The sequence below is a fragment of the Micromonospora sp. MH33 genome (assembly GCF_003013775.1).
GTDB lineage: Bacteria > Actinomycetota > Actinomycetes > Mycobacteriales > Micromonosporaceae > Micromonospora > Micromonospora fulviviridis.
Genome location: NZ_MUYZ01000201.1, coordinates 1 through 12,768, shown reverse-complemented (window position 1 = coordinate 12,768; position 12,768 = coordinate 1). Strand labels below are relative to the sequence as shown.

Here is a 12,768-nt window from a genome sequence, read left to right as displayed (position 1 = left end):
CCGGGGTCGCCCCGCCGTTCGCCGCCCCGCCCACCGAGGGCGGCCGGGCCCGGCTCTGGCTCGGCCTCGGCGTCGGCGCGCTCGCCGTGCTGCTCTGCTGCGGCGGGGGCGGCGCCGCGGTGGTCGGGCTGGCGGTGAGCAACGTGCAGGCCGTCGAGGAGCAGGGCCGCGCGGTCACCGACGACTACTACCAGGCGCTCGTCGCCCGGGACTGGTCCAAGGCGTACGACCAGCTCTGCGACGACGCCCGGCGGCGCGAGTCCGGGCGCGAGTTCGAGCAGCGCGTGGCCACCGAGCCGCAGGTCTCCGGCTACCGGGTGGGCGAGGTCGACACCACGACGCTGACCGTGCCGGTGGACGTGACCCTGGCCGGCGGCAAGCGGGAGGCGCAGACCGTGACGCTGGCGCCGGACCAGCAGACCGGCGGCATGGAGGTGTGCGGGGTGAGCTGACCGGGCCCCGGTATTCTGCTGGGCTCGGGAGCACGGTGGTCGTACCGTTGTCCCGAGCCGTCCGCTTTTACTCACCTCACCCCCGCCGACCGCCAGCCGGCGTAGGAGGAAACATGCCAGCCGACCGTATCGACGCCGTCGTCAGCCTCGCCAAGCGCCGGGGCTTCGTCTTTCCCTCCAGCGAGATCTACGGGGGCACCCGGTCGGCGTGGGACTACGGTCCGCTCGGCGTGGAGCTCAAGGAGAACGTCCGCCGGCAGTGGTGGAAGACCATGGTCCAGCAGCGCGACGACGTCGTCGGCCTGGACTCCGCGGTCATCCTGGCCCGCAAGGTCTGGGAGGCCAGCGGCCACATCGCCGAGTTCGTCGACCCGCTCACCGAGTGCCAGTCCTGCCACAAGCGGTTCCGCGCCGACCACCTGGAAGAGGCGTACGAGGCCAAGCACGGCAAGCCGCTGACCTCGCTGACCGAGCTGAACTGCCCGAACTGCGGCAACAAGGGCACCTTCACCGAGCCGAAGATGTTCAACGGCCTGATGAAGACCTACCTGGGCCCGGTGGAGAGCGACGAGGGCCTGCACTACCTGCGCCCGGAGACCGCCCAGGGCATCTTCGTCAACTACAAGAACGTGGAGACGGTCGCCCGCAAGAAGCCGCCGTTCGGCATCGCGCAGACCGGCAAGTCGTTCCGCAACGAGATCACCCCGGGCAACTTCATCTTCCGCACCCGCGAGTTCGAGCAGATGGAGATGGAGTTCTTCGTCGAGCCGGGCACGGACGAGAAGTGGCACGAGTACTGGCTCTCCGAGCGCTGGAACTGGTACCTCGACCTGGGCCTCTCCGAGGACAACCTGCGCTTCTACGAGCACCCCAAGGAGAAGCTCTCCCACTACTCGAAGCGCACCGTCGACATCGAGTACCGGTTCCAGTTCGGCGGCACCGAGTTCGCCGAGCTGGAGGGCATCGCCAACCGGACCGACTTCGACCTGTCCACGCACAGCAAGCACTCCGGCGTCGACCTGTCGTACTTCGACCAGACCAAGGGCGAGCGCTGGATGCCGTACGTGATCGAGCCGGCCGCCGGCCTCACCCGCGCGGTGCTGGCCTTCCTGCTCGAGGCGTACGACGAGGACGAGGCCCCGAACACCAAGGGCGGCGTGGACAAGCGCACCGTCATGCGCTTCGACCCGCGGCTGGCCCCGGTCAAGGTGGCGGTGCTGCCGCTGTCCCGCAACGAGGCGCTCTCGCCGAAGGCCAAGCAACTCGCCGCCGACCTGCGCAAGCGCTGGGTGGTCGAGTTCGACGACTCGCAGGCCATCGGCCGCCGCTACCGGCGGCAGGACGAGATCGGCACCCCGTTCTGCGTCACCGTCGACTTCGACACCCTCGACGACAACGCGGTGACCGTGCGGAACCGGGACACCATGACCCAGGAGCGCATCTCGCTGGACCAGGTCGAGCGCTACCTGATCGAGCGCCTGCCCGGCTGCTGACGCTGGTCACGGGGCCCCGACCGGTCGGTCGGGGCCCCGTACACTTGTCCGGTGACCGCCCCGACCCTGCCCGCGCTGCGCCCGCTGACCCTCGGCCCGCACCAGGTGTGGCCGCCGGTGGTGCTCGCGCCGATGGCCGGGATCACCAACGTCGGCTTCCGCCGGCTCTGCCGGGAGCAGGGCGGCGGCATCTACGTCTGCGAGATGATCACCACCCGGGCGCTCGTCGAGCGGAACCCGAAGACGCTCCGCATGATCGCCTTCGGCGCGGACGAGCAGCCCCGCAGCCTCCAGCTCTACGGCACCGACCCGGAGATCACCGCCGCCGCCGTGCGGATCGTGGTCGAGAGGAATCTCGCCGACCACATCGACCTCAACTTCGGCTGCCCGGTCCCCAAGGTCACCCGGCGCGGCGGCGGGTCGGCCCTGCCGTGGCGGCGCCGGCTCTTCGCCCGGCTGGTCCGGGCCGCGGTGGACGCCGCATCTCCCGCCGGCGTGCCGGTCACCGTGAAGATGCGCAAGGGCATCGACGACGACCACCTGACGTACGTCGAGGCCGGCCTCGCCGCCCAGGACGCCGGCGTCGCGGCGGTCGCCCTGCACGGGCGTACGGCCGCGCAGCGCTACTCGGGCACCGCCGACTGGGACGCCATCGCCACCCTCAAGCAGGCGCTCGACGTGCCGGTGCTCGGCAACGGCGACATCTGGGAGGCCGACGACGCGCTGCGGATGGTCGCCCACACCGGTGTCGACGGCGTGGTGATCGGGCGGGGCTGCCTGGGCCGGCCGTGGCTCTTCGCCGACCTGGAGGCCGCCTTCACCGGCCGCACCGAGCGGCGGCTGCCGAACCTCGGCGAGGTGGCGGCGACCATGCGGCGGCACGCCGAGCTGCTGGTCGACCAGTTCGTGGCCGGCGCCCGCAACCCGGCCCGGGGCGAGCGCGACGGCTGCACCGACTTCCGCAAGCACGTCGCCTGGTACCTCAAGGGCTTCCCGGTCGGCAGCGAGCTGCGCCGCTCGCTCGCGATGATCGACAGCCTGGCCCAGCTCGACGACCTGCTCGGCAAGCTCGACCCGACCGTGCCGTTCCCGGTGGAGACCCTAGGCCAGCCGCGCGGCCGGACCAACTCCCCGGGCAAGGTCGCCCTCCCCGACGGTTGGCTGGCCAGCCGGGACGACGACACCCCGCCGGACGGCGCCGAGCTGGACGACTCCGGCGGCTGACGCGCGGAAAGGGCCCGACCCCCTGGCGGGGTCGGGCCCTTTCGTATCCGCTGTCCTGCTGCCGGTCGGATCGTCAGGAAGCGCTGTAGCCGCGGGTGGCGATCCAGTCGGCCAGGTTGTCCACGCTCATCCGGTAGGAGGCCATGTTCGGGTCGGCCGAGTCCGCGATGGTCACGGTCTTCCCGTTGTCGCGGTAGCCCACGACGCTGATGTAGTGGCCGCCCTCGAAGGAGTGGGTGTTGCCGTCGGTGTCGGTGGCGGTGCCGGCGATGTTGGCGACCACGGCGCGGCCGTCGTCGACGGTGCGCACGATGTCGGCGCGCAGGGTGTCGGTCTGCTTGTCGTCGGCCTTGCCGTCGCGGATCTCCACCGACCGGTAGTGCTTGCCGGTCTCCTTGTTCAGGACGGGGGTGATGTCGTTGATGCTGTTGGTGCCGTTCTCGGTGGTGCCCATCTCCTTGGCCATGGCGTCGACGTCGATGTTCTTGCCGAGCACGCTGATGGCGTTACGGGTGGCGGCGGGGCCGCAGTAGTAGAAGTTGGGCTGGGCCTCGTAGCGGACGTCCAGTTCCCGCTCGCCGTGGCCCTTACGGTCGGCCTGGACCTGCGCGGTCTTCTCGGCCGGGGTGGCCTGCGCGGCGATCGCGGGGCCGGCGATGCCAACACCGGTCGCGGCGACGCCGGCAGCGGTCAGAACGGTCTTACGCAGCAGATCGGTACGCATGATGTGTGCCTCTCTGTCGGGGGTGAGCAGCACACGCAGGGGGTGCGGGTGCCGCTGAGAAAATCCTTGGGGTGCCCGGCGATCAGGGGGTGACCTGCTCGGGCGGTCCGGGGGTGTAACGGTCGGGGGCGGGGAGGGATTCCCTCGGCCCGGTCCGACGTCCCGGGGATGTAACGACCGGGGCCTCGGGACGATTCCCCGGCTCATCCGGCTCGGACCTGCGTGGTCCGGAGTGTGTAACGACCGGGGCCGGGAGGTCATTCCCCGGCTCATCCGCCTCGGACCTGGGCGGTCCGGGTGGTGTAACGACCGGCGGGGGCCGGTCATTCCGACCGGCGGCCTCGCTCCGGGCGGGGTGCCGCGCGGTCTGCCATGTTCAACGACCCCGCCCCCGGCATGATTCCGCCCCGACGGTGGCGCCGACCACCGGACACCACCGCCGAAACCGGACGCCGGGTGCCACCTGGCCGGCAGGAAACCGGACATCGGCCCCAGCCCGCGCAAGCCCACCGGGCAGCGCCATCCGCGCAGCCTGGTCGAAGACGTGCAGCCGCGCCCGCCGGGGGCTCCGCTGACCCGCGACGCCGGCCCTCTGGCTCAGCGCCAGATCTTGGCGAGTTCCGTTCGAGGCGAACGACAAGTCGCCAAGATCCGCTCGGCAGCTTCGGCGGCCCGCCGCTAGTGGGTGTCGGCGGTGGTGTCGCGGGTGGGTTGGGTGGGGACGGTGGGCGCCGCGGGCCAGGGGACGTCGGGGGAGGGGTGGAAGGTGATGCCGGCGGCCGTCCAGCGCGGGCCGTGGCCGGCGAGCCGCCGGCGGAAGCCGGCCCAGTCGTGCGTCGACCGGGGCGACCAGCCGAGTTCGGCGACGGCGGGCAGGCGGGGGAAGAGCATGAACTCCACCTCGGCGAGGGTGGCGACCGACTCGGTCCAGAGCGGCGCCTCCACACCCAGCACCGCCTCGGCCGGTACGCCGGTGAGGTGCGTGCCCGGATCCCAGTCGTACGCCCGGTGCACGTCGATGAGGCCGGCCCAGTCGTGCCCGATCGGGGTGTCGGTGGCGTACTTCATGTCCAGGTAGACCCGGTTGCCGGGGGAGAGGATGAGGCGGGCGCCCCGGCGTACCGCCTCGGCGGTCTCCGGGTCGTCGCCGTTGGTGCCCCACCACTGGAGCACCCGCCCGTCGACGTGCCCGGCCGGGGCGAGCTGGTGCCAGCCGACCACGGTCTTCCCGGTCGCCGCGACCAGCGTCTGGGCCCGCTCGACGAAGGCGCGGTAGGTGTCGGCCGGCACCTTGAACGCCTCGTCGCCGCCGAGGTGCAGCCAGGGGCCGGGGGTCAGCGCGGCCACCTCGCCGACCACGTCGGCGATGAAGGCGTACGTCCGCTCGTCGGCGGGGTCGACGTAGCTGAAGCCGACCTCGGTGCCGGTGTACGGCGGCGGCGGGACCTTGCCGGGCGCCAGTTCCGGGTAGGCGACCAGGGCCGCGTTGGTGTGCCCCGGCAGGTCGATCTCGGGCACGACGGTGACGTGGCGGTGGGCCGCGTACGCGACGATGCGCCGGTAGTCGGCCTGGGTGTAGCAGCCGCCGGGGCCGCCGCCCACCTCGGTGGCCCCGCCGATCTCGGCGAGCCGGGGCCAGGAGTCGACGGCGATCCGCCAGCCCTGGTCGTCGGTGAGGTGCAGGTGCAGGTGGTTGAGCTTGTACCGGGCCAGGTGGTCGACCACCCGCAGCACGTCCTCGACCGGGAAGAAGTGACGGGCCACGTCGAGCATGGCGCCCCGGTAGGGGAAGCGCGGCCGGTCGACGATGGTGCCGCCGGGCACCGCCCAGCGCTCGGCGACCGGGGTGGCGCTGTCGATGGCGGCCGGGAGGAGCTGCCGCAACGTCTGCGCGCCGTGGAAGAGGCCCGCGGCGGTGGCGGCGGTGATCCGCACGCCGGTGCCGGTCACGTCCAGGCGGTAACCCTCGTCACCCAGCCCACCGGACGCGGGCGAGGCGCCGGCGCCCGGCGCCGCGTCCGACAGGGTCAGTACGAGCAGGCCGTCGGCCTCGGTCGTGTCGGTGACCGGCAGCGGGAAGCCGGTGGCGGGGCGCAGCCACTCGGCGAGCTGTTCGGCGACGTCCCGGCCGGCGGGGCTGACCCGGATCACGGCGTCCGGGGGCACCGTGAAGTCGGCGGTCGGGTCGGGGAGCACCTGCTCGGGCGCGGGCACCACGTCGCCGAGGCGGACCGGCGCGGTCGGGGCGAGCAGGTCGCCGGCCCGCCGTGCGGCGGTGCGGGCCAGCTCGGCGGCGTCCGGCTGCCGGCCGGGGAGGCGGTCGAGGGGCTCGGGGCCGCTCTCGGTGGGGGCGGCGGGGGTGGTCGGCACGGCGACGGCTCCGGGGTGTATTTGGGCGGGATATGGCAAAGGTGATAGTCAGCAAAACCAGTGCCGTCAAGAGTACGAGGGGAATCGGGATTGCGTGATCGTGCGCGTGGAAGCGTTCCCAAAAACCGGTACGGACGCGGATAGTGGCGACTGTTGTGCCGATTGTCACCGAACGGTCCCAGGCCACGCGAAGTTCGCTTAACCTTCGCCCACCGATCGCTGACGACGCCGGGATTACCGGTGGTCGCTCCCGGGGTATGTCCGAACTGAACCTTCGTTAAGTGTCAATGGCGCGCGTGGGAGGCTCTGGTGGCAGCGCAAGAGACGGTCGAGCACAAGTACGTCTACGACTTCGCCGAGGGCAACAAGGACCTCAAGGACCTGCTCGGCGGCAAGGGGGCCAACCTGGCCGAGATGACCAATCTCGGCCTGCCGGTCCCGCCCGGCTTCACCATCACCACCGAGGCCTGCAAGGCGTACCTGACGACCGGCCGGGAGCCGGACGGGCTCGCCGCCCAGATCGAGGCGCACCTGGAATCCCTGGAGCGGGAGATGGGTCGCAAGCTCGGCGACCCGCAGGACCCGCTGCTGGTCTCCGTCCGCTCCGGCGCCAAGTTCTCCATGCCCGGCATGATGGAGACCGTCCTCAACGTCGGCCTCAACGACCGCAGCGTCGTCGGGCTCAGCGCGCAGGCGGGTGGGAACGACAGGTTCGCCTGGGACTCCTACCGCCGCCTGATCCAGATGTTCGGCAAGACCGTCTGCGAGGTGCCGGGCGAGGAGTTCGAACACGCGCTGGACGAGGCCAAGCGCGCCAAGGGCACGCAGAACGACCTCGACCTGGACGCCGACGACCTGCGCGGGCTGGTCGACGCGTACAAGAAGATCTTCGTGAAGCACACCGGGCGGGAGTTCCCGCAGGAGCCGCGCGAGCAGCTCGACCTGGCCATCCGCGCGGTCTTCGAGTCGTGGAACGCCGAGCGCGCGGTGGTCTACCGCCGCCAGGAGCGCATCCCGGCCGACCTGGGCACCGCGGTCAACGTGGTGGCCATGGTCTTCGGCAACCTCGGCGCCGACTCCGGCACCGGCGTGGCCTTCACCCGCGACCCGGGCAGCGGCGCGCAGGGCATCTACGGCGACTACCTGGCCAACGCCCAGGGCGAGGACGTGGTGGCCGGCATCCGCAACACCGTGCCGTTGCAGGAGTTGGAGCGGATCGACAAGAAGTCCTACGACGAGCTGCTCGACTACATGGCGCGGCTCGAGGAGCACTACAAGGACCTCTGCGACATCGAGTTCACCATCGAGCGCGGCAAGCTCTGGATGCTCCAGACCCGGGTCGGCAAGCGCACGGCCGCCGCCGCGTTCGTCATCGCCGGGCAGCTCGTCGACGAGGGCCTGATCGACCTGGACGAGGCGCTGCACCGGGTCAACGGGGCGCAGCTCGCGCAGCTGATGTTCCCGCGCTTCCGGCTCGACCACGAGTTCCAGCCGGTGGCCAAGGGCATCGGCGCCTCACCCGGCGCCGCCTCCGGCAAGGTGGTCTTCACCTCCGCCCGGGCCGTCGAGCTGGCCGCCGAGGGGGAGTCGGTGATCCTGGTCCGCCGGGAGACGAACCCCGACGACCTCAACGGCATGATCGCCGCCAAGGGCATCCTCACCTCGCGCGGCGGCAAGACCAGCCACGCCGCGGTGGTGGCCCGCGGTATGGGCAAGACCTGTGTCTCCGGCGCGGACGAGCTCGACGTCAACGTGCCGGCAAAGAAGTTCACCGTGGCCGGGCAGACCGTGAACGAGGGGGACATCGTCTCCATCGACGGCACCACCGGCAAGGTCTACCTCGGCGAGGTGCCGGTCATGCCGTCCGAGGTGGTGCAGTACTTCGAAGGCAGCCTCGACCCGGAGCACATCGACAACCCGCTGGTCCGCGCCGTACACCGGATCATGACGCACGCCGACGCCAAGCGGCGGCTGCTGGTCCGGACGAACGCCGACACCGGGGCGGACGCGGCCCGGGCGCGGCGGTTCGGGGCCGAGGGCATCGGCCTGTGCCGCACCGAGCACATGTTCCTCGGCGACCGCCGCGAGCTGGTCGAGCGGCTGATCCTCGCGGCCACCGACCAGGAGCGGGAGAAGGCGCTCTCCGCGCTGCTGCCGTTGCAGCGGGAGGACTTCATCGAGATCTTCCGCGAGATGGACGGCCTGCCGGTCACCGTGCGGCTGATCGACCCGCCGCTGCACGAGTTCCTGCCCCCGCTGGAGCAGCTCGCGGTCAACGTCGCGGTCGCCCAGGAGCGCGGCGAGGACGTGGCCAAGGAGGAGGCGCTGCTCGGCGCCGTCCGGCGGATGCACGAGGAGAACCCCATGCTGGGCCTGCGCGGTGTCCGGCTGGGCCTGGTCATCCCCGGACTCTTCGCGATGCAGGTCCGGGCGATCGTCGAGGCGGCGGTCGCGTGTGCCCAGCGTGGCGGCGACCCCCGGCCGGAGATCATGGTCCCGCTGGTCGGCGCGGTGCAGGAGCTGGAGACGGTCCGCGCCGAGGCGGAGAGGATCATCGCGGAGGTGACCCGGGAGAAGGCGGTCGACGTGCTGATCGGCACGATGATCGAGGTGCCGCGGGCGGCGCTGACCGCCGGGCAGATCGCCGAGGCGGCCGAGTTCTTCTCCTTCGGCACCAACGACCTGACCCAGATGGCGTGGGGCTTCTCCCGCGACGACGTCGAGGGCGCGTTCTTCTGGCGCTACCTGGAGCTGGGCATCTTCGGCATCTCGCCGTTCGAGTCGATCGACCGGGAGGGCGTCGGCCGGCTGGTCCGGATCGCCGCCGAGGAGGGCCGGGCGGCCCGGCCGGGGCTGAAGCTCGGCGTCTGCGGCGAGCACGGCGGCGACCCCGACTCGGTGCACTTCTTCCACGAGGTCGGCCTCGACTACGTCTCCTGCTCGCCGTTCCGGGTGCCGGTGGCGCGGCTGGAGGCCGGTCGCGCGGCGATTAGCACCACCGGCTCCGACTCCCGCTGACGGCGTGACGCATCCGGGGCCGCCGGCGCTCAGGTCGGTGGCCCCGCTCGCGTCCAGGCGCGCCATTCCGGCCCGCCGGGCGTAACCTGGGCTCCCGCGTACGTGTCGATCAGGAAGGGTGGCCGCATGACCAGCGTCTGGGAGAACCTGACGGTCGACGCCCAGGACCCGTCCCGGCTCGCCCACTGGTGGGCGGAGGCGCTCGGCTACCAGGTGATCAGCGACAAGCCGGACGAGGTGGAGATCCGCCGCACGCCCGACACGCTGCCCGGCATCGTCTTCGTCCCGGTCAGCGGCCCCAAGGAGGGCAAGAACCGGCTGCACATCGACCTGCGCCCGACCGACCTTGAGGCCGAGGTGGAGCGCCTGGTCGACATGGGCGCCCGGCACGTCGACATCGGGCAGGGCGAGGTGGAGTGGACGGTGCTGGCCGACCCGGAGGGCAACGAGTTCTGCGTGCTTCGTGAGCGCCAGGAGTGAGCCGGGTTCGCGAGCCCCGCGGTGGCGAACAGAGACGGCTCGGGCGGCGGGGATGACCGGTTGAGCGCCGGTCCCGGGCCCGACGCGGCGCGCCTCGTCGTCGAGGGGCCCAAGGACACCGGGTACGGGCGGTCGCCGTACGAGCGGGACCGGGCCCGGGTGCTGCACTCGGCGGCGTTCCGGCGGCTCGCCGCGAAGACCCAGGTGCACACCGCCGGCACCGACGACTTCCTGCGTACCCGGCTGACCCACTCGCTGGAGGTGGCGCAGATCGCCCGGGAGATGGGCGCCCGGCTGGGCTGCGACCCGGACGTGGTGGACACCGCCGGGCTGGCGCACGACCTCGGCCATCCGCCCTTCGGGCACAACGGTGAGGAGGCCCTGGACGCGCTCGCCGCCGACTGCGGCGGCTTCGAGGGCAACGCGCAGACGCTGCGGGTGCTCACCCGGCTGGAGGCCAAGGTGCTCGCCCCGGACGGCCGCTCCGCCGGGCTGAACCTGACCCGGGCCTCGCTCGACGCGGTCGGCAAGTACCCGTGGGAGCGCCGGCCCGGCCGGCGCAAGTTCGGGGTGTACGCCGATGACCGCCCGGTCTTCGCCTGGCTGCGCGAGGGCGCCCCGCCCGGGGACCGGCGCTGCCTGGAGGCGCAGGTGATGGACTGGGCCGACGACGTGGCGTACTCGGTGCACGACGTCGAGGACGGCATCCACGGCGGCTATGTCAGCCTGCGCCTGCTGCTCGTGGACGCCGACGAGAGGCGGGCGCTCTGTGCCGACGTGGCGGCCGCCTACTCCGGGGAGGCCCCTGAGGACCTGGGCGAGGTGCTGGCCGAACTGCTCGCCGACCCGGCGCTCGCCCCGCTCGCCGCGTACGACGGCAGCCACCGGGCCCTCGCGGCGCTGAAGACCACCACCAGCGTGCTCACCGGCCGCTTCGTGTCGACCGTGGTGGCCGCCACCCAGGAGCGCCACGGCCCCGGCCCGCACCGCCGGTACGCCGCCGACCTCGTGGTGCCGCGCCGGATCCGGGCCCAGTGTGCGCTGCTCAAGGGCATCGCCCTGCGCTACGTCATGCGCCGCCCCGGCGCCGGCCCCCGGTACGCGCAGCAGCAGGAGATCCTCGCCGACCTGGTCGCCGCCCTGCTCGACCGGGCCCCGGAGCCGCTCGACCCGGTCTTCGCGCCGCTGTGGCGGGCCGCCCCGGACGACGCCGCCCGGCTGCGCGTGGTGGTCGACCAGGTGGCCTCGCTCACCGACCCGGCCGCCCTGGCCTGGCACGGCCGCCTGGTCGCGGGCCGCTGACCCGACGGCCCGCCGGTCCGCAGTCGGACAGCCCGGTGGGGACGGCCAGCAACTTAGGCTAACCTAAGAAGCATGACGGAGCAGCGCCCCAAGAAGCTCACCGCCGCCACGGTCGTCCGGACCGAGCGGCCCACCCCGCACCTGATCCGCCTCGTGCTCGGCGGTGCGGAGCTGACCGGCCTGCCGGTGGGCGCCTACACCGACCACTACGTGAAGTTCGTCTTCCCGCCGGCCGGGGTGCGCTACCCGCACCCGACCGACCTGGCCACCATCAAGCGCGAGTTCCCGGCGCAGCAGTGGCCGCGGCTGCGGGCGTACACGGTGCGGGCCTGGGACGCGGCGGCCGGCGAGCTGACCGTGGACGTGGTGCACCACGGCGACGAGGGGCTGGCCGGGCCGTGGGCGGCCGGGCTGCGCCCCGGCGACCGGGTGCTGTTCACCGGCCCCGGCGGCGCGTACGCCCCGGACCCCACGGCCGACTGGCACCTGCTGGCCGGGGACGAGAGCGCGCTGCCGGCGATCGCCGCCGCGCTGGAGCGGCTGCCCGCCGGAGCGCCCGCCAAGGTGTACGTCGAGGTGGGCGGCCCCGCCGACGAGCTGCCGCTGGCCAGCGCGGGCGCGGTCGAGCTGCGCTGGCTGCACCGCGCCGGCCGCCCGGTGGGCGAGCCGCTGGTTGAGGCGCTCCGGGCACTGGAATTCCCGCCCGGCCGGGTGCACGCCTTCGTGCACGGCGAGGCCACCGCGGTCAAGGAACTGCGCCGGCTGCTGCGGGTCGAGCGCGGGGTGCCCCGGGGCGACCTGTCCATCTCGGGTTACTGGCGGCGGGGCATGGACGACGAGGGCTGGCGTTCCACCAAGGCGGCCTGGAACGCGCAGGTCGAGGCCGACGAGTCGGCGGTCGTCACCGCCTGACCGGTCACGCCCCCCGCACCGCCAGCCGGTACAGCTCGGGGAGCAGCCACGGGGCGATCCACCGCTGCACGCCCTCCGGCGTGAAGTGCAGCCCGTCGCTGCGCACCCGGACCCCGCCGGCCTCCCAGGCGAACCGGCCCTCCGGGCAGGCCCGCCGGTTGAGATCGAGCACGGTGGCGTGGTGCCGTTCCGCCGTCGCGCGCAGCAGCCGGTTCCACGCGTCCACCCGGGCCGGGTCGTCCTCCGGCCAGAGGCCGCCGTCCGGCCGTTCCGCCCGCCGGGTGTACGGCGCGGTCAGCAGGGTCACGTGCGCGCCCCGGCTGGACGCGATGCCGACGGCCCGGTCCAGCTCGCCGGCGAGGTACCGGTCGAACGCCGGCTGGCCGACGTGCTGCCACTGCCCGTCGAGCTTGCGGTCCATCAGCTCCCAGCGGTCGAGCAGGATGACCGCCACGTCGGGGTCGTCGGCGCGTACACCCCGCTGCCAGCGGTCGTCCCAGTGCTCGCAGCCGGGATAGTTCGGGTGCGGCTCACCGATGTAGCGCACCTCGGGGAGCCGGGCGATCCCGCAGCCCTGCACGGCCCGCACGCTGACGGTGAACTTCTCCTGCTCGGGCAGGTAGGTGCCGAGCGACCACGAGACGGAGTCGCCGAGGAAGGCGATCCGGGGCGGCCCGGGCCGCCGGCCCGGGCGGCGTGCCGGGGGCACCGGGGTGGGGGAGCCGGCCGCGGCCCCGGCCGTCGGCGACGCGGCGTCGAGGGCGATCACCGGCTTCGGCGGCGGGGCGGGTGG

Annotated in this window: 10 protein-coding genes; 7 read left to right on the top strand and 3 right to left on the bottom strand. The window is 72.9% G+C overall.

What is annotated here, in order from left to right; all coding sequences use genetic code 11:
• The 3 genes from B0E53_RS25090 to dusB form a co-directional block, all read left to right on the top strand.
• The coding region (locus tag B0E53_RS25090; RefSeq protein ID WP_107078300.1) for a hypothetical protein at window positions 1–452 on the top strand (452 nt) is incomplete at its 5' end.
• A 113-nt stretch (window positions 453–565) separates the two neighbouring features.
• Window positions 566–1,945 carry a glycine--tRNA ligase gene (locus B0E53_RS25085; protein ID WP_107078299.1) on the top strand — a complete coding sequence of 460 codons (1,380 nt, stop codon included), beginning with the start codon at window positions 566–568 and terminating at the stop codon, window positions 1,943–1,945.
• A gap of 51 nt (window positions 1,946–1,996) precedes the next feature.
• Complete coding sequence (gene dusB / locus B0E53_RS25080) at window positions 1,997–3,169, top strand: tRNA dihydrouridine synthase DusB (protein WP_107078298.1); 1,173 nt, start codon at window positions 1,997–1,999, stop codon at window positions 3,167–3,169.
• 73 nt (window positions 3,170–3,242) lie between these two features.
• Here dusB and B0E53_RS25075 read toward each other — a convergent pair whose 3' ends face one another.
• Together B0E53_RS25075 and B0E53_RS25070 are read right to left on the bottom strand one after the other, a co-directional pair.
• Entirely contained in the window at window positions 3,243–3,893 is a 651-nt protein-coding gene (locus B0E53_RS25075; protein WP_107078301.1) for a C39 family peptidase, read from the bottom strand.
• Window positions 3,894–4,571: 678 nt separating this feature from the next.
• Window positions 4,572–6,263, bottom strand: a complete 1,692-nt coding sequence (locus B0E53_RS25070; RefSeq protein WP_107078297.1) for a beta-N-acetylhexosaminidase — start codon at window positions 6,261–6,263, stop codon at window positions 4,572–4,574.
• A 309-nt stretch (window positions 6,264–6,572) separates the two neighbouring features.
• Between B0E53_RS25070 and ppdK the strand changes: the two genes are divergently transcribed.
• From ppdK to B0E53_RS25050, 4 genes are all read left to right on the top strand, one after another.
• On the top strand, window positions 6,573–9,281 hold the full coding sequence (ppdK, locus tag B0E53_RS25065; protein WP_107078296.1) for a pyruvate, phosphate dikinase: 2,709 nt from the start codon (window positions 6,573–6,575) through the stop codon (window positions 9,279–9,281).
• Window positions 9,282–9,407: 126 nt separating this feature from the next.
• The gene (locus B0E53_RS25060) at window positions 9,408–9,761 is read left to right on the top strand and encodes a VOC family protein (protein ID WP_107078295.1); all 354 of its coding nucleotides are present in this window, start codon (window positions 9,408–9,410) and stop codon (window positions 9,759–9,761) included.
• Between the two features lie 60 nt (window positions 9,762–9,821).
• Window positions 9,822–11,063 (top strand): deoxyguanosinetriphosphate triphosphohydrolase, encoded by a 1,242-nt coding sequence (locus B0E53_RS25055; RefSeq protein ID WP_107078294.1) that lies wholly within the window; start codon window positions 9,822–9,824, stop codon window positions 11,061–11,063.
• 72 nt (window positions 11,064–11,135) lie between these two features.
• A complete protein-coding gene (locus B0E53_RS25050; RefSeq protein ID WP_107078293.1) occupies window positions 11,136–11,975 on the top strand; it encodes a siderophore-interacting protein in 840 nt (279 codons plus the stop codon).
• 4 nt (window positions 11,976–11,979) lie between these two features.
• Here B0E53_RS25050 and B0E53_RS37830 read toward each other — a convergent pair.
• A partial coding sequence (locus B0E53_RS37830) for an SGNH/GDSL hydrolase family protein (protein ID WP_246835575.1) occupies window positions 11,980–12,768 on the bottom strand: 789 nt, incomplete at its 5' end.

Bases quoted from the DNA above. Each gene is read 5' to 3' on its own strand.
- B0E53_RS25085 (WP_107078299.1), top strand. From the start codon at position 566: ATGCCAGCCGACCGTATCGACGCCGTCGTCAGCCTCGCCAAGCGCCGG.
- B0E53_RS25075 (WP_107078301.1), bottom strand. From the start codon at position 3,893: ATGCGTACCGATCTGCTGCGTAAGACCGTTCTGACCGCTGCCGGCGTC.
- B0E53_RS25050 (WP_107078293.1), top strand. From the start codon at position 11,136: ATGACGGAGCAGCGCCCCAAGAAGCTCACCGCCGCCACGGTCGTCCGG.
- B0E53_RS25060 (WP_107078295.1), top strand. From the start codon at position 9,408: ATGACCAGCGTCTGGGAGAACCTGACGGTCGACGCCCAGGACCCGTCC.